Source organism: Paenibacillus sp. J22R98, assembly GCF_059383835.1.
In genome coordinates this window covers 71,975-89,332 of sequence record NZ_JBXENW010000001.1, presented here as the reverse complement: position 1 = coordinate 89,332, position 17,358 = coordinate 71,975, and the positions used below count along the sequence as shown (strand labels likewise).

Here is a 17,358-nt window from a genome sequence, read left to right as displayed (position 1 = left end):
ATTCTCCCCTACCGGTCTTTAATTATTAACAGGCAAATTAGTTGAAACGTCGCACGATGGCTTCGATCGTTTCATCCGCAGCATCGTATGGTATTTGGCAAGTGCCAGCGGCTTCGTTATAATCACATTTCCTTCTACACGCGTATGGGCAACGAGCATTTCCCGGAACAGCTCATCCAGCCCGAAGTACCTTTCCACCCGTTGTTTCACATCTTCATCCTGCATAATTTCCTCAAGCGATTGCTCTAGACAAAGCTCAACCAACTTCTCCATCAGCTGGTAGTTGCTTATACGGAAATCGCGATAACGCCCAAGCCCGGTACGTGAGTCCATAATGAAGAAGAGTAAATCCCAGATCGGTTCGATTGTTCTTCGACCCGATAAAGACTCTATTCGTCTTCATACGGACGGCTATTTGTGCTTCGCTTCGAAGTTCATGCACGGTTTGCCCGATGACTGCAGCACGGCAGCACTTGGCATCGCGGAGGTTTTGAAATTAAATGCTTTGCAGCCACGGGGAAACTTCGGATCCCACGTCACATAGTAATGGAGACATTGCATACAATTGATACGCGGCGGCGCGGTTGTCATGTCGGCACCTCTTAACCTATGGATCCTATCTATTCATTTTACATCAAAGCTTGTTGTCAGCGACATCTGTATCTTACCTGATTATTTCTGACGAACTGTACAGGCCTAATATAGCGAAATTTGGCGCTTCTAAAATTCTAACGAACCACAGCGGCCTTATTCCGTCAAAATAGGTGGTTTGAAGAGCAATTGGGGCCAAATAAGGCCCGTACGGTTCGTTAAAATTACAAATCGATGATTTTCAATCAAATAAGACCTGTACGGTTCGTTAGCGCTTTTTCGGCATTGTTGCGACTGCCGCTCGAGTCTAACGAACGTGTTATCTAAGAAACTCCTCCGCCTGCTTCATCATCGGCGAATCGCCAAATAGGCGGTTTAAGTAAACCGCCCCGGCAAGAATGCATGATAATCCGCCGCTACCGGCTGCTTTCCTTCGATCCAATCCGCCGCCAGCTTGGCCGTTGCCGGACTTAGCAGAATGCCATTGCGATAATGGCCGACCGCAAATACAACACGGTCAGTAGCGTCGATCGCACCAATCAGCGGAAGCCCATCCTGTGTGGAAGGACGCAAGCCGGCCCAGCGATGAAACGGCTCCCTCTCTCCGAGAAACGGGAACACCTTCTTGTTCCATCTCGTAAGACGCTCGATCCCCTTGGCCGTTACCGAAGTATCGAAGCCGGCAACATCCTCGGAAGCCCCGCATACGAGTGTGCCATTATCTTTCCCCACCAGATAACCCTGATTGCCGAAGACCATATGCTGAACGGGCTTTGCCTCTACCTCATACGCACAAATTTGCCCGCGAATCGGATACACGGGAATTTGTATTCCGAATGTATCGGACAGCTCTTGCGCCCATACCCCCGAGCATACAAGTAATCGATCCCCGCTGAACAGGCGTCCGTCCGCCGTTTGGATACATATCTCGCTTTCCCACTCAACCACGCTAAGCTGCTCAAGATTCTCATGGATGCTAACCCCCATTAATCGGCATGCTTGCTCGAGCGCTTTGACATAATGAGGTGCATAGAGATGGCTCTCCTCCGGTGTATGCAGCGCGGCTCTTACATTCGTCGACAGCTGAGGTTCGAGGCGCAGCAACGCCTCTCCTTCTACGATGCTGCCGGAAGAACCGAACTGGCGCTGCCATAAGAGTCTGCCTTCCAACGCTAGCAAATCCGCATCATGATAGGCAATATAGAGACTGCCAGCGTTCGTGTATTCGAAGGTCTGCCCGGAGATCTCCTTCACGCCGGCTTGCCAATCGGGATAAAGCTGTAGGCTTTCCAGACAAAAGCGGAAAAAAGCATCGGATCCTTCTACATTCTCGGAATAAGGCGCCAGCATACCGGCAGCTGCACCGGACGCCTGCCCCCCGCAGCGTTTGATCTCCAGAACCGTAACCTGATGACCCCGCTGCTGCAGCTCAAATGCGCAGGATAATCCGATGACTCCGCCGCCCATGACCACAATGCTCTCTTTCATTTCCAGACCAACTCTCCCAAGTACTCAATCAATCGCTCGCACTCGTTATTTCAACTTATAAGCATCCAATCCGCTGCTTGCCGACGCATAACGTTTCTTCTCGATCCGGCCGGATAGATAGGAGAGGCGACCTGCCTCAATGCCCATTCTCATCGCTTGCGCCATGCCAACCGGATTCCTGGCTTTTGCAACAGGGGTGTTCATCAGCACAGCCGATACGCCAAGCTCCATTGCTTGCGTAACATCACTTACTGAACCAAGGCCGGCATCTACGATGATCGGTACTTGGGCGTCTTCAACGATTAAACTTAAATGATAGGGATTAAGAATACCGAGTCCGGTGCCGATTGGAGCTGCTCCCGGCATCACCGCCGCTGCTCCCGCTTCTTCAAGTCGTTTGCACATGATTGGATCATCCGTAATATACGGAAGCACCGTAAACCCTTCCTTGACGAGGATCTCCGTTGCTTTCAAGGTTTCGATCGGTTCCGGCAGCAGCGTACGCTCATTCGCGCTAATTTCGACTTTGATCCAGTCGCTTAGGCCGGAAGCACGCGCTAACCTGGCAATACGAACCGCTTCGTCCGCCGTCCTGGCACCGGACGTATTAGGAAGATAGATATATTCACCATCCTGCAAATGCTGCAGGATAGAATCATCCTCCGTTGCTTCTAGGTTGATACGCCGAATGGCAAAGGTCAGCACCTGGGCACCCGAAGCTTTGATGGCCTCCATTTGCACGTATGGATTAGGGAAAAGTCCTGTACCGATAAAGAAACGAGAAGATAATTCGCGGCCGCCTATCTTGAAAACATCCTGCTTCATCCGATCTGTCAACCTCCCCCGACAAAATGTACAAGCTCGATTTGCATATCCGGCCGAACCGCCGTGAACTCCCATTGTTCAGCTGTAAGAACAGTCCCATCTGCCTCGACCACGATCGGTTTGCCAGCCAATCCATAATGGAATATGACATCCTGGATTGTCTTGGCCTCCAGCTCTTGCTTCTGTCCATTGATTACAAGCACCATCCGCAATTCCCCCTATTTCTTCAGCTTCTCGAGGAACGCCTCGCAAGTCCCGCGCACATCGCTGCTCCCGACAATTCCGCTAACCACGCAGATTCTAGTCGCTCCTGCCGCCAGCACTTCATCTACGTTGCCAAGTTTAATGCCGCCGATGGCTACAAAAGGAATGCGAATGTTCGCGGCAACCTCGCGTACATACGATACACCTACCGGATCCACGACATCGACCTTCGTCCGCGTCTGATAAACAGGACCGACGCCGATATAATCCGCGCCATCGCGTTCAGCCCGCAGCGCTTCCTCAAGCTTATGCGTGGAGATACCGATGATTTTGCTGCCCACGATCCGTCTCGCCTCATGAAGCGGCACATCATCTTGACCCAGATGAATGCCATCCGCATCGACCTCCATGGCAATATCAATGTGGTCGTTCACGATAAACGTGACGCCATGTTTGCGAGTCAGCTCCCGCAGCGCTTTAGCTTTCTGCAGCAGCTCGGGTTTTCCGCTCGTTTTGTCCCGCAACTGAATAATATCTACTCCGCCGAGAATGGCTTCCTCCATTACGTCGATCATGTCCCGGCCCGGGTGAAACTGCTCCCCTGTTATCGCATATAAACGAAACTCTTTCATCCTTCCATTCCTCCCTAGTAAGAATTAAGATCCAATATAGCGGGCATACAAAATCTTAGCGCGCACCAAATCGTCCGTCCCCTGCACGAATACGCGGCCATCCGGGAATAATACGAGTCTCTCGCCTTCCGGCAATTCAGCTCGAAGCAAATAAGCATTCACAGTTACCTTCACAACCGCAGGCTCCAGCCGTGCTCGCCATACCTCCAGATCGATCGGCCCGCTCCCGGCCATTTGTACCGTTTCTCGCCCACATAAGGAGATAGCCGAGTCCTGCTCTGCCGGATCCAAGGCGGGATATTGCTTTAACTGGCAGCATGGACAGTTGTTCCTCGGTTCGCCAAGCTTCATTTCATAGGAGTGATTGGCCCACAGATCAAAGGTGACTAAGCTGTTTCTGCGTTTGTCGTGCGCTCCGACCAAATACTTCATTGCCTCAACGGCTTGATAGGAAGCGACAATGTCAACGACAGGCGCAATAACGCCGATCGTATCGCAGGTTTGCCCATTGCCATCTGCGGATTGAATGAAGCAGCGCAGGCAAGGCGTGCTTCCGGGAACGAGAATCGCGCTCATCCCTCGTGAGCTGACCGCACCGCCATAGGTGAAGGGAATGCCCCTCTTGAAGCATGCATCATTGAGCAGAAATCGCGTTTGAAAATTATCCGTCCCATCCAGGACCAAATCCATGCCGTCTAGGAGAGATTCCATATTATGAACGGTGACATCGGCTACAATCGCTTCGAGCCGGACATCGGAATTGATCTTTTGCAGCTTCTTCTCCGCAGCGATAACCTTGGGATAGCCTTGCCGGACATCTTCTTCATCAAATAACATTTGCCGCTGCAAATTGCTCTGCTCCACATAATCGCGGTCTACGAACCGCACCAAGCCTACGCCGGCTCTTACCATATGGTTAGCCAGCACAGTACCGAGCGCCCCCATCCCTACAATTAATACCGCGCTGTCCTTCAGCTTCTGCTGACCCGCTTCACCGATAGGCGCAAACAGCATCTGCCTTGAATATCGTTCATTCACCTGTCCGACTCTCCTCGCCTTACAAATTGCGGAATGCTTCTGCAGCCTTAACGCTCTTCGAAATCTGACCTTGCTCTGTCAGCCATTGGATGACTTCATTCCAAGATTGCTCCGATTGACTGGCAAAAGCTTCTTTCCCTGCATCCATCAGCGGCAGCAAGATTGCCAAGCTTTGTTTCTCCACATCTGCGTCCAGCGGAAACTCCTCACTCTGTTCATCCAATAAGAGCTGCAGCGCCTCATCCGGATGACTCGCCGTATACGCCTGCCCTTTGGCCGCGGCTTCTATAAACTTCTTAATGGCGCCGCTCTTCTTGTTCAGTCCATCCTCACTGGCGGTTAACACCAGCTCGTAGTAATCCGGCACGCCGTATTTAGATGGATCGAAGGCCGTCAGCTTCTCGCCCTCTTTCTCCAACAACAGCTTCTCATGATTCACATAACCACCGATGATGGCATCGACCTTCTTCGTGGTCATCGCCGGAATCAGATCCCAGCCAACATCCGTATAATTCAACTTCGAGGGGTCGCCGCCGTCTGACTTCACCATCGTATTCACAATCGCTTCATCGAGTGGAATGGAAGGGTAACCGATCTTCTTTCCGATCAGATCCTTGGGACTGTGAATTTCCTGCGAATCAAGAACAAGCAGTTGATTAAGCGGATGACGAACGATTGCGCCGACAGACACGATCGGAATCCCCTCGGAACGCGAGATCGCCACCTGCATCTGATAGCTCAGCGCTAAATCTGCTTTACCGGTCGCCACCAGCTTTAAGGCATCATTCGTATCCGCCGGCGTTTGCAGGTTCACCTTCAACCCAGCGTCTTTAAAATATCCCTGCTCTTGCGCCGCATACAGGAACGTATGCACGGCATTCGGATACCAGTCGAGCAGTACCGTGATTTCCATTTCTCCATCAGCTGCTTGCTTATTGGATCCACAGCCTGCAACCACTAGTAGCACCAAGGCAAGGGCTGCCGCCTTCCATGTACTCATTGACCATTTACGTAGATACACTGTCATTTCTCCTTTTAACTTAACTTCTGCGATGGCCAAAGCAAGCACGCTCTATCCATTGCACCGCGAGGAACAAGATAATCCCCATCGCCGATAGCAAAAGCACGCCTGAGAACACCGCTTCCCCGCGCAACATATTGGATGCCCGCTTCGTGTACATCCCGAGGCCATTTTCGCCCCCGAGCCATTCTCCAAGCGTTGCGCCTCCCACACTAATCGCGGCTGCCATCTTCAGTCCCGTGAAAAAGCCCGGAAGCGCGGATGGAATCTTCCACTTCAGTAAGAGATCGCGTTTGCGAGCTCCCATCGTCCGCATCAGCTCTCCGATATCAGGATCAGCCGAGCGAAGACCGTCTGCCGTATTCACAGCAAGCGGGAAGAAGGTGAACAAAACCACGACGGCGATCTTGCTCCATATTTCATAGCCGAACCACATCACCATAATGGGCGACAAGGCGATAATCGGAATGGTTTGAGAGCCGACGATGAGCGGGTATATCGTCTTCTTCGCTAAGCCGGAGCTTTCAATCCAAGCCGCAGCCAGCGTTCCGAATATAACGGAAATGCCGAGCCCCAGCAGAGATTCCCCCAACGTAACGCCAAAATGTTTCCCAAGCAGCTGTTTATTCTCCCACATCGAGACGAACACATCCGATAGCTTCGGAATGATGTAATGCGGGATGTTCATGACCCTCGTTCCGACCTCCCACAGCAAAGCGAGCAGCAGCACGAATACAAGGACAGGCACATTAGCGGTGAATCGTCGTTTCATCACCCCCCACCGCCTTTCGAGCGGCCGGCACCAAAACCAATCCAATCCAGCAGCTGTCGTTTCAAGCTGATGAAGGTCTCATCCAGCGCCACTTCATAGCCGCGGGGGCGAGGTAGATTCACGTTCAGCTCCCGAAGTGTCGTAATGGGCGAATGCGCCGCAACAAGTACCCGATCGGATAAGAGCAGCGCTTCATCAACGTCATGGGTGATGAACAGAATGGTCTTGCGATGCTGCTCCCACACCTGCAGCAGCCATTCTTGCATATTGATCCGCGTCATGGCATCCAAGGCGCTGAATGGTTCATCCAGCAGGAACAGCTCACCTCCGCCCAGAAGGGAGCGCAGAAACGAAACGCGCTGACGCATACCGCCGGAAAGCTCATGCGGATATTTGTTTTCCGTTCCTTCCAGCCCTAAGCCAGGCAGCAGCTCTAACACTTGGCGACGGGCCTCCCGCTTGGAAGTTCCGCGCAGCTCCAAGCCAATTGCGGCATTATCCAGCACCGATCTCCATGGGAGAAGGCAGTCCTTTTGCGGCATGTATCCGATCTTCCCCTGCTTCGTGGCTTCCGATGCAGAATCTCCTGCTGCGCAGATCGCAATCGTGCCCGCTGAAGGAGCCAGCAGTCCGGATAATAGCCGGAAGAGCGTTGTTTTGCCTATTCCGCTTGCTGCCAGAATGCTAACAAACTCGCCCTCTTTAATATCGAAGTTCAAGGCTTCGAACAAAGGTGCTTCCTGCGGAAATGAGAAGCTAAGCCCGCGTACCGATAACGCGGCTTGCTGTTTTCCTGCTTCTACTGTTGCGCTCAAACCGGCCACTCCTCTTGCCGATAGGCCATATCCCAGAACATATATTCAAGCTTGGATGCGACGAGGAAACGTTCCTCCAGCTGCGCAAGCTCGCGTTCCGGCTGGCCTTCTGCCAAACGATCCATCAAATCTATACACCAGTTGGTCAAGGCCTCGAATTCTTCGGAGCCGTACATCAAGATCCACTCCCGATAAAGCGGATGATCCAAGGCGCCCGGGACCTTCATGAAAGCTGCCCCGATCTCCTGGTAGCTCCACATGCACGGCAGCAGCGCGGCTACAACCTCTGCGAGCGAGCCCTGTGCAGCGACATCCAGCAAGTATTTGGTATAAGCAAGCGTCGTTGGCGCTGGTTGTGTCTGCTCCAGCTCCTCGCGCGTAACACCGAACCGCTCCGCGTAACCCCGGTGCAGCTCCATCTCGACATGCAGCGTGGAGTGAAGCAGCTCGGCGAACTTTACCATCGTTTCCATATCTCTGGCCTTCATGCTGCCCATCGCGAACAACTTGGCATAATCGATCAGATAGACATAATCTTGCTTCAAATAATAGATAAAACGCTGTGGATCGAGCGTCCCTTCCCGCAGTTCCGTCAGAAAGGGATGCCGATGGCTTGCCGCCCATATCTCATGCGCTGAACGGTACAGCCTTTCACTAAATCGACTCATGGGTATTCCTCCGTCCTCTTACGTGTTCGTTCATTTATCGTCCGGCGTTCTCCGGTTACACCAGTCCGCAATGAAGCCAATCATCACTTTGGCGTAATCCACGAGCTCCTGCATATCAGTGCTTTCATTAACTGCATGCGCATGGGCAAGCTCTCCAGGACCGTAGATGACCGTTGGTATGCCTGCACGCCCCAGCCAGCCTGCATCCGTTACCGTTGGACTCATGCCCAGCTGAGGTTCCGCCCCTACCACTTGTTGATGGTTGGCGAACAATGCCTTCAGCCCCTCGCTCTCCGCGTCGAGCTCCAGGGATGGGAAGATTTCACCGCGTTCCTCAATCATCGACCGACCTCCCCACCGGAAAGCAGGCGGATTGTTACGAAGCCAAGGATCGGCCTGAGCGATTGCGAGCAAATGCGCCTCCACCTCAGCGGCGACCGTTTCATAATCCTCATTCGGGTAGAAATGGACCGTAATCCACAACGCACACTTATCTGCGATGAAGGCCGCGTGACGACCTCCTTCAATAACAGCGGGATTAATCGTATTCGAGCCGGCCGGAAAACCGGGGTAGGATTTGGTCACAGCCCAGTGACGTTCCAACTCTTGAAGTCCCGTGATCAGTTTGGCCATCTTCTCGATCGCGCTAGCCCCTTGAACGCCGCCGCCGGCATGAATCATGCGTGCCCGCATGCCGTCATGGTAGGTAACCGGGCTTTGAATCGTCACCCAGCCGGTGATAACCCCGCCTTGTCCTTGAATGGCCATTCCGCTTGTATCCGCCACAACGGCAAAATCCGCCGAATATCCGCGTTCCATGCAAGCACGCGTCCCCGCTTCACCGGCCTCTTCTCCAATAACCGAATGAAACAGCAGATCGCCTCGCAGCTCTACACCCGCTTCAGTCAACAGTTTCACCGCGAAGAGGAGGGCGGCAAGCCCGCCTTTCATATCCGATGTTCCTCTGCCGTAGGCTCTGCCATTTCGCAAGGTCAGCTGGAATGGATCATTTTCCCACTCGCTGCTGTCTCCAACCTCGGCTACATCCATGTGACCGTTCAGCAGCAAGCTTTGATAGGCATGCCGCTCCGTACCTGGTTTGATCGCAGTAACGTTCGGATCGCCGGGATACACTTCCCACAATTCCGTGTCAAAACCATTCGATCGGAGGTACTCCTCCAAGAACTGCTGTGCGTTTAATGTGTTTCGAGCAGGCGGGCTGACTGTCGGAAAAGCGACCAGTTCGGCCAACAGAGCAAACAGTTCATCCTGCCGCTCTTCTACGTGCTGCTGCAATTGTGAAATAAAGGAATCTCTCATTACCTATGTTCTCCTTTCCGTAGGAAAGCAGGCATGAACAATAGAAAAAAACCATTCGAGAATATACGAATGGTTTGGATTCGATACGTTCTCTACGCCAGCATTACCTGGTTCAGATTAACGGTCAGGGAAATAACGTTCCCTATCTCAGCCAGACTCCATCCAGCACCCGTACTTTCATTATGAAATTATCCTCACTATAGCTCATAAACGCACAATTGACAACAAAAGGTGAAATACTAGCCCATACTATTGATGTGAGCCGATTTTGCCGCACGCGGGCTTCTTCTGACCAGAAAGAAATAAGCCAGCATCGCGGCGAAGCTCGTCAATAAAATAATGACGCCAAGCGGAACGGCAGTGTCTTCTCCCGCGATACCGACTAGCGGAGAGACAACCGCTCCCAGTAAGAAGGGAACAACACCAAGCAGTGCAGCCGCGCTGCCCGCCATATGCCCCTGACTCTCCATTGCAAGCGGGAATGCTGCTGTAGAGGTGATGCCAATCGATGCTACGAAGAAAAACAGCGGAATCACCAGTGCGAACAATGGGCCATGTGCGATACCAACTACTAAGACAACGACGCTGGACGCAAAGGCAAGCCATAAGCCGAACAACAGAAAGGTATGCTCGGATACCCGATGCGCCATCCGTCCGACCAGTTGGGAGCCGAGAATCAGGCTAATGCCGTTCGATCCAAACAGTAAAGCAAATACGGTCGGTGAAGCTCCGTAAATATTTTGATAAATAAAAGGCGTTCCCGAAACATAAGCGAAAACCCCTGCGATCATAATGCCTTGTGCCAGCATGTAGCCGAGAAACTGTCGCTCTCTTAGAAGCGATCCGTAGTTGCCCAGCTGCTCCAAGAAATTGCTTGGCCTGCGCAGATTAGATGGCAGCGTCTCCTGCAGTCCCCATTTTGTCATCGAGAACAGGTAGATTCCTAGCAATGCCAGCGCTACAAATACGCCGATCCAAGTCGTGAAAGATAGAATTCCGCTGCCGGTAACCGGCGCCACGAGCGGACCTAAATTACCGACAAGCAAGAGCAGCGAGAAAAATTTCGTAAGTTCATGACCGCTATACAGGTCGCGCGCGATCGCACGGGAAATGACAATGCCCGCCGCTGCCGCAAATCCTTGCATGAACCGGAAAACAATCAACAGCCCAATATTGGGCGAGATAGCGCAAGCTAACGAGGCGGCAACATAAACGGCCATAGAGATTAGCAGGGGATTCCGTCTACCATAGACATCGCTGAGCGAACCCATGACGAGCTGGCCGATGCCGAGTCCGAGTAAACAAGCGGTAAGGCTGAGCTGTACCAGTGACGCTGTCGTATCGAATTGCTTCACAATCTCCGGAAACGCCGGTAAATACATATCGATAGTAAAAGGCCCGAGTGTCGAAAATAAACCAAGCAGCATCGCTAATCTAAACACGTTCCGACTGTTCTTGTTCTTCATAATAAAGCAAATCTCCTATTCTTCCATCCAACACTCTTAATTGTTCCAATCCGTGCTGAGAGTTTTGTTTCTCATCCTATCACAACTGTACGGATACCGACAACAAACGAGGGCACACAAAATAAGCCAACCCGTAACTTCGGGTTGGCTTACTTACACCGGCTCTCCAGCCTTGCAGCCGGTAAACAATTCCCATACAATGAATTTATCCTAATGGAGAGCGAGTGTGATCACAATTTCAAACACCGTCAAGATGCATGATCACGAGGTGGAAATTGACGCCTCTCTGGTGAAACGGTTACTCGCCGGACAATTTCCGCAATGGGCGGAGCTTCCGCTCACTCGGATTAAGTCTAGCGGAACGGACAACGCGATTTTCCGGCTTGGTGAAGAATTAGCGGTACGCTTGCCTCGCATCGATTGGGCAACCGGACAAGCCGAAATGGAACAATATTGGCTGCCCCTCATTGCTCCGCTCCTGCCGCTGGCTATCCCTGCCCCGCTTGCTATCGGGGTTCCCGCTGAAGGTTATCCATGGCAATGGGCTGTTTATCGATGGTTCAAGGGAGAGGATGCGATAGTCGGGAGCATCGACGATTTGGCTCAAGCCGCAACCGATATCGCTCAGTTCGTCGGCGCTATGCAGCGTATCGATCTAAACAGTGAGATTAACCCCCCTGCATCCTCCCGAGGCATGTCGTTGGCACCGAGAGATAGCGGCGTTCGCAAGGCCATCGCAGAACTGGAAGGGTTGATCGATCAAAGCGCGGCAGCCTTGGCTTGGAATGAAGCTCTAAGAGCACCGGATTGGCAAGGGACCGGCGTCTGGATTCACGGTGATATTCACGCAGGTAATTTGCTCATCGAAAATGGTCGTATTAGTGCCGTTATCGACTTTGGCTGTATGGGACTCGGCGATCCCGCTTGTGACATGTTGTTTGCTTGGAGTATCCTTACGGACGAAACGCGGAACATCTTCCGTGCAGCACTGCAGCCGGATGATGCAACTTGGGCTCGCGGCCGCGGCTATGCATTGTCGATGGGCTTGTTCGCATTGCCTTACTACAAGGACACCAACCCTGTATTTGCCTCAGTCGCAAAACGAATTATCGAAGAAGTTCTTGTTGATTTCAAGAACAGGAATGAATAATAACTCGTACCGCGGAACTTACGCTACAGCAGCACATACCAAAAACCGCATTGCGCCCTCATCTGAAGGGGGACTATGCGGTTTTCTCCATATAGAGCACTAATGCTTCGGCTCCGCAACAGGAAAGCCGATCTTCTCATTCCGCAGCAAACGCTGCGCTTTCTCGGACAGCCCATCGTATGTTTCCTGCGGAATTTGAATGGTGCCTTCACGCTGCCGGTTCTCCGAGTAGATAAGCGCAATATTCGGTCTGTGCTTATCGGATTTGTTCGGCGTACCGCGGTGCCATACTCGATCATCGCGAATAAGGATAGAGCCAGCCGGCATCAACATCTTGATGCCGTGCATATGCTCAGCTAGCTTTGACTTGCTGAATGCATTCGGCGCGTACCAGTTGTCCGGATGCAGATGCGTCCCGCCCGGCCATATCTCCATAGGTCCGTTATTCTCATGGACATCCACAAGCGGATAATTGACAATCAAGTTCGCAATCGGCAAGTTCGCTCCATATTTGTCGCCGTAGCGCGAGGAAGTATCCGCATGCACGGGCTGCGATTTCTTACCGCCGGGCATGGACGTATTCGTCGCAAAATAGGTCATTAAGCAATCCTCGCCCAAGATCCGATCCACGATTTCGGTCACGAACGGGTTCGCAATGATCGCTTCATCGCAGAACGGTTTCTCAAACGGTAAATAGAGACGAACATGATTCGTACCATCATTAAAACCATTCTTCGGATTAAGGATCTCTTCGCGATGCGCCTCGAAGTAAGGATCTAGTATGGCTGTATAGCTGTTGAACAGCTCATCGACTTGGGCTCTTGGCAATACTTCCTCGAATAGCACGTACCCGTTGACTTTGATCAGTTGAATAGCAAGCTCTAAGGTTTCCGGAGATAACTTGCCGCTTTCCAGCTCCTCGGCGCTAAGCCTCATGCATACCAACCTCCACTTGGATATATTGAACCGCTACTTAAACGTTTTGGAATATGCGAGCACGATGAACACAACCGGCTCTACAGCAGCCGCTTCGTGCTCTCCCGCACGATCAATTCATTCTTCAGCACCACATTGTGGTCGATATCCGTTCCTTCAAGCATCTCGATGAGCAGCTTAGCCGATGCCCAGCCCATCTCGTATTTGTTTTGATGAACGGTAGTCAGCTTCGGCGAACAGTACGAGGAGAGTATGATGTCGTCATAGCCGACAACAGATACGGAGTCGGGGACCTTTCTCCCTCTCTTCTCAAGCGCTCGCATCGCACCAAGCGCCATTAAATCGCTGGAGCAAAATACGGCGGTAACCCCCGGATGTTCATCCAAAATTCGCATCATCGCCTGTTCCCCGCCCTCTTCGGAAAACTGCCCATCGAAGATTTTCGAGGCCTCAAATGGTAATTCGCGTTCGAAGAGCGCCTTCTTAAAGCCCTTTAATCGCTGCTCACTGACATGTGCTTCCGCATAGCCGTTAATCATTGCTATATTCGTATGGCCCCACTCCATCAAATGATGAATCGCCAATCGAACCCCTTCGATATTGTCAGTCGTGACATTCCCCAGTATTTCATTGGAGAACGGGATATCGATCAAGACGCACGGGAAATTGGACTTCTTAATGACTTCCTCCAGATACGGATCGTCGACCTTTAAACCGAATATGATCGCTCCATCTACATTTCGCTCTTTGCATAAATTGTAGTAGGATTTGATTCGCTGCTTGGACGGACTCGTACTGAACAGCAAGATGTCGTAATTCATCTCGTTGGCTCGATCATTGATGCCGCATAAGATCTCAAAGGCGAGATTATCTTTTCCCCCTGAATACTTTAACCCCGAGAATATCACGCCAATTGTGCGCGTCTTACTCGATACTAAGCTTCTCGCTACCGCATTGGGCGAATAATCCAGCTCTTCGGCAATTTCATGGATTTTTCGTTTTGTATCCTGGCTAACGTCATCATATCCGTTCAGCGCTCTGGAAACGGTAGTCGTCGACACGCCGGCCATCCTAGCAATATCTTTAATCGTCGCCAATAGCACTCACCTGCCAAAGTAAGAATAGGTACAGCTGCAACTTGCTTTAATCAGCCTTTCACGCCGCCGCTGACAACACTTTGCTGAACCTGTTCCTGAGCCAACATGTATAAAATTATACTAGGCAGCGTTACAAGCGTCAGCGCTGCGAACAGTTGGGTGTAGTTATACGAGAATTGTTCCGTGAAAAACTGCAAAGCGACAGGCAGTGTCCGATTCTCTGCGGATGCGGTCAGCATGAAGCCGTAGAAAAATTCATTCCAGTTGCCGAGGAACATGAGAATGCCTGCAGTGGCCAAGCCTGATTTGGCAAGCGGCAAATTGATATAGAAGAACACCTGCCAGAAGGTAGCTGATTCCATATACGCCGCTTCGTCCAGCTCTCTTGGAATGGATAGAAACGTCGCCCGCAAGATGAACAGCGATACAGCCAATCCGGCTGATATATATACGACAATTAGCGCCATTCTCGTATCATACAAGCCCGTTAAATTGATGAAGGAGAAAATGGGCTGTGCCGTAGCATGGCCGGGAATTAGCAGCGTAATCGAGAACAGAACAAACAAAATATGTTTTCCCTTGAAGTCGAATTTCGCAAAAGAATACGCCGCCAGTGCATAGAACAGAAGCGCGATCAGTGTCGAAGTGACCGATATCAGTACAGAGTTCGTCGTGTTGCTTAAGAAGTTATTCATTTGCAGCACCGAATAGTAGGCATGAAAATTAATGTCTACCGGAAGCGCAAACGGCGTATTTAGTATCGCTTTGTTCGATTTAAACGAAGAAACGACAATCCAGAGCAGCGGGACAAGCGATATGCAGACTGTGAATAAGAGCACCAAATAACTGAAAACCCCTACCAGGACGCGTTTCAAAGGTTCAGCCTTCATAAAGCAGGATCACCACCCTGTCAGTTGTAGACACTTTTGTTCATCTTGAACACTTTGGTCGTAATGGCCAGAACGCCGATCCCCAATATAATCATGATCGTAGCCACCGCATTGGCATAACCGAATTGATAATTAACGATGCCATCGTAGAGCATGACTGAGATATTATAGGTGGAGTTCCCCGGTCCGCCTTTGGTCGTCAAGAAGATTGCTTCGAACATCGTAATTCTCGCAATAATCGATAAGATGACCGAAGTCCCCAGCGAACCGCGAATGAGAGGCAAATTGATCCTCCAGTGAATTTGCGCTTCTGTTGCACCGTCAATTTTTGCCGCTTCATGCAGCTCCTTGGGTATCGCCATCAAGTCGGACAGAACAAGAAGCGTTACGATGACCGCGTAGAATACCCAAGTTAAGCTGATTGCAGAAAACGCGTATTGCTGATCGAAGAACCAATTCGTATGAAAGTTCGAGAAGCCGAGCTTTCTGATGAAATTGTTAAGCAGGCCCATCTGATCATTGAAAATAAACCGATAAATGATCGCCCACGCCGATACCGCGATCACGTTGGGAATCATAAATACCCCGCGTACAAATCGCCAGCCGACCGGCCGTTTAAAGATAATGAATGCGACAAGAGCACCGAACGGGACATGGATGAAAGTGGCGATGAGCGACCATTTCAATAGATTCATTAAGGAGACGATAATGGAGTTGTCATCCAGGAAGATCATTTTATAATTATCGAATCCAATGAATTTCGCCGTATTAAAGCCGTTCCACTCCATGAATCCTGTTGTAAACACGGTCAGGATCGGGACAAAATAAAAAACCAAAAAGACGATAAGCGTAGGGATGATAAAGAGATACACCCACAATTTATTGTACTTGTACATGGCAGAAATCCTCCCCGAAGAGCGGTAATCGATGCATGACAGTCAAGATGGTCTTGGCAAGAAGCGCATTAGCGATCGCCATACGCTTCTTGCAAGACCAAGCCTGCCTGCATTATTTCTTAAACTTCTCGGCTGCGTCTGTCATCGCTTTACAGAACTGTTCGGGAGTCATATCGTTTGTTGCCAGAAGCGGCAAGTTTTTAGCAAACAAATCCGAGACGGATTGAGGCACGATATCATAGATCAATCTGTTGAGTGTTTTCATTTTAGAGCCGACTTCATCGTTTAACTGTCTCAGGATCGGATCCAGCTTTGCCTTGGCATCATCCGGCATCGGCATTTTGGGAGCAAAGCCGCCTTCAGCGACCAAGAATGCATTCAGTTCATCCGGCGAATAGATGAATTTGAAATATTCAATCAAACCATCCACCGTTTCCTGTGGCGTATCCTTCGGAATGGAATACCAGTATCCGTCGGCAGAGCCGAGCGCAACGCCGTTCGGATAAATGGTCGCGCCTACTTTACCCGCGAAACCATCGGAGGCTTTGTCAGGATTGCTGAAATCTCCAACCATCCACGGACCGTTCGCGATCATCGCCGTATTATCGCTGAAGAATTCATTGGCTGCGATGGAGTAAGTCGCACCCAGTGCGGACTTAGTTGTGTAGTCCGTCAGCAGCTTCTGCACCTTGGCAAAGGTATTAATCCACAGCGGCGAGTTAAAGTTCGTTACGATATCGCCTTTCGTCAATAGCTCCTGACCTTCCGGCTCAGATGCGATCATCGCCGAAGCAAGCAGCATCGTCGTCCAACCATTCTCTCCGGTCATGAGGGATAACGGCGTAACCCCGGCCGTTTTCAATTTGTCCAGATCGCTGAAGAATCCGTCCCATGTCGTCGATGGCTCCGTAATGCCGGCTTTCTGAAGCAATTCCTTGTTGTAATACAAACCAATCGGACGCTCAAAGGCAAGCGGAAGCGAAACGATTTTGCCGTTCTTGTCCGTGTTATATTTAACTGAATCATCAATCAAAATGTTTTTGATCTCTGGAGTGTTGTCGATGTAAGGTTTCAAATCGAGGAGATCGCCGTTGTTAATCATAATGTCGGCAAGCTCTTTATCGACTTCGATAAGCGGGGGTAATTTCTTCTGCTGATAGAGGAGTTTGATCTTCTTCGAGTATTCGTCCTGCACGATTTCCTCGATTTCAATCTTGTATTTCCCGGCATATTTCTTGTTAAAGCGCTCAATTTGAGGAAGGTAGAAGATCGCTCCGACGTTATTTCCCGTTTTGTAGCTTGGGAACTTAATGACTACTTCTTTGCCGCTGTCTGCTTTGTTAGTGCCGCTATTCGAATTTGCTGATTCATTGCTAGTATTGTTATTGCTGCCACATGCCGCCAACGATAGAACAAGAAGAAATGCAACTAGTAAGAAACTTATTTTCTTCACAGATAAACCTCCCCTAATTTTTCGCTCGTTACTTCCGTTTGAGTGAAGTATGACTGAAAATGCGGTGGGTATCAGTTCGGATTGTTACTATACTGT

The 17,358-nt window shown here is 50.8% G+C and carries 19 protein-coding genes and 1 riboswitch; of the genes, 1 reads left to right on the top strand and 18 read right to left on the bottom strand.

Going from position 1 to position 17,358, the window contains the following annotated elements:
* Positions 1–18 precede the first annotated feature (18 nt).
* The 13 genes from AC50Y3_RS00455 to AC50Y3_RS00395 form a co-directional block, all read right to left on the bottom strand.
* Positions 19–333, bottom strand: a complete 315-nt coding sequence (locus AC50Y3_RS00455; RefSeq protein WP_494816815.1) for a hypothetical protein — start codon at positions 331–333, stop codon at positions 19–21.
* Between the two features lie 78 nt (positions 334–411).
* Positions 412–591, bottom strand: a complete 180-nt coding sequence (locus AC50Y3_RS00450; RefSeq protein ID WP_494816814.1) for a uracil-DNA glycosylase — start codon at positions 589–591, stop codon at positions 412–414.
* 375 nt (positions 592–966) lie between these two features.
* Positions 967–2,079, bottom strand: a complete 1,113-nt coding sequence (gene thiO, locus AC50Y3_RS00445) for a glycine oxidase ThiO (protein ID WP_494816813.1) — start codon at positions 2,077–2,079, stop codon at positions 967–969.
* Positions 2,080–2,124: 45 nt separating this feature from the next.
* Positions 2,125–2,904, bottom strand: a complete 780-nt coding sequence (locus AC50Y3_RS00440; RefSeq protein WP_494816812.1) for a thiazole synthase — start codon at positions 2,902–2,904, stop codon at positions 2,125–2,127.
* An 8-nt stretch (positions 2,905–2,912) separates the two neighbouring features.
* Positions 2,913–3,110 (bottom strand): sulfur carrier protein ThiS, encoded by a 198-nt coding sequence (thiS, locus tag AC50Y3_RS00435; protein WP_494816811.1) that lies wholly within the window; start codon positions 3,108–3,110, stop codon positions 2,913–2,915.
* Positions 3,111–3,122: 12 nt separating this feature from the next.
* Positions 3,123–3,740 carry a thiamine phosphate synthase gene (gene thiE / locus AC50Y3_RS00430; protein ID WP_494816810.1) on the bottom strand — a complete coding sequence of 206 codons (618 nt, stop codon included), beginning with the start codon at positions 3,738–3,740 and terminating at the stop codon, positions 3,123–3,125.
* Between the two features lie 24 nt (positions 3,741–3,764).
* A complete protein-coding gene (locus tag AC50Y3_RS00425; RefSeq protein WP_494816809.1) occupies positions 3,765–4,778 on the bottom strand; it encodes a ThiF family adenylyltransferase in 1,014 nt (337 codons plus the stop codon).
* Positions 4,779–4,797: 19 nt separating this feature from the next.
* Positions 4,798–5,805 carry an ABC transporter substrate-binding protein gene (locus AC50Y3_RS00420; RefSeq protein ID WP_494816808.1) on the bottom strand — a complete coding sequence of 336 codons (1,008 nt, stop codon included), beginning with the start codon at positions 5,803–5,805 and terminating at the stop codon, positions 4,798–4,800.
* Between the two features lie 13 nt (positions 5,806–5,818).
* Positions 5,819–6,571, bottom strand: a complete 753-nt coding sequence (locus AC50Y3_RS00415; RefSeq protein ID WP_494816807.1) for an ABC transporter permease — start codon at positions 6,569–6,571, stop codon at positions 5,819–5,821.
* Positions 6,571–7,386 (bottom strand): ABC transporter ATP-binding protein, encoded by an 816-nt coding sequence (locus tag AC50Y3_RS00410; RefSeq protein WP_494816806.1) that lies wholly within the window; start codon positions 7,384–7,386, stop codon positions 6,571–6,573. Before AC50Y3_RS00410 ends, AC50Y3_RS00415 begins: the two co-directional genes overlap by 1 nt.
* Positions 7,383–8,054 (bottom strand): thiaminase II, encoded by a 672-nt coding sequence (tenA, locus tag AC50Y3_RS00405; RefSeq protein ID WP_494816805.1) that lies wholly within the window; start codon positions 8,052–8,054, stop codon positions 7,383–7,385. Before tenA ends, AC50Y3_RS00410 begins: the two co-directional genes overlap by 4 nt.
* A 30-nt stretch (positions 8,055–8,084) precedes the next feature.
* Complete coding sequence (locus tag AC50Y3_RS00400) at positions 8,085–9,374, bottom strand: acetylornithine deacetylase (protein WP_494816804.1); 1,290 nt, start codon at positions 9,372–9,374, stop codon at positions 8,085–8,087.
* A 72-nt stretch (positions 9,375–9,446) separates the two neighbouring features.
* Positions 9,447–9,557, bottom strand: a riboswitch (TPP riboswitch).
* Positions 9,558–9,613: 56 nt separating this feature from the next.
* Entirely contained in the window at positions 9,614–10,840 is a 1,227-nt protein-coding gene (locus AC50Y3_RS00395; protein ID WP_494816803.1) for a multidrug effflux MFS transporter, read from the bottom strand.
* A 226-nt stretch (positions 10,841–11,066) separates the two neighbouring features.
* Between AC50Y3_RS00395 and AC50Y3_RS00390 the strand changes: the two genes are divergently transcribed.
* On the top strand, positions 11,067–11,990 hold the full coding sequence (locus AC50Y3_RS00390; RefSeq protein ID WP_494816802.1) for an aminoglycoside phosphotransferase family protein: 924 nt from the start codon (positions 11,067–11,069) through the stop codon (positions 11,988–11,990).
* A 99-nt stretch (positions 11,991–12,089) separates the two neighbouring features.
* Here AC50Y3_RS00390 and AC50Y3_RS00385 read toward each other — a convergent pair whose 3' ends face one another.
* The 5 genes from AC50Y3_RS00385 to AC50Y3_RS00365 all read right to left on the bottom strand — a co-directional run bounded on the left by AC50Y3_RS00385 (position 12,090) and on the right by AC50Y3_RS00365 (position 17,262).
* Positions 12,090–12,926, bottom strand: a complete 837-nt coding sequence (locus tag AC50Y3_RS00385) for a phytanoyl-CoA dioxygenase family protein (protein ID WP_494816801.1) — start codon at positions 12,924–12,926, stop codon at positions 12,090–12,092.
* An 80-nt stretch (positions 12,927–13,006) separates the two neighbouring features.
* Complete coding sequence (locus AC50Y3_RS00380) at positions 13,007–14,023, bottom strand: LacI family DNA-binding transcriptional regulator (RefSeq protein WP_494816800.1); 1,017 nt, start codon at positions 14,021–14,023, stop codon at positions 13,007–13,009.
* Positions 14,024–14,073: 50 nt separating this feature from the next.
* Positions 14,074–14,913, bottom strand: coding sequence for a carbohydrate ABC transporter permease (locus AC50Y3_RS00375; protein WP_494816799.1), 840 nt, complete (start codon positions 14,911–14,913; stop codon positions 14,074–14,076).
* Between the two features lie 20 nt (positions 14,914–14,933).
* On the bottom strand, positions 14,934–15,809 hold the full coding sequence (locus AC50Y3_RS00370; RefSeq protein ID WP_494816798.1) for a carbohydrate ABC transporter permease: 876 nt from the start codon (positions 15,807–15,809) through the stop codon (positions 14,934–14,936).
* A gap of 112 nt (positions 15,810–15,921) precedes the next feature.
* Positions 15,922–17,262, bottom strand: coding sequence for an ABC transporter substrate-binding protein (locus tag AC50Y3_RS00365; RefSeq protein ID WP_494816797.1), 1,341 nt, complete (start codon positions 17,260–17,262; stop codon positions 15,922–15,924).
* Positions 17,263–17,358 lie beyond the last annotated feature (96 nt).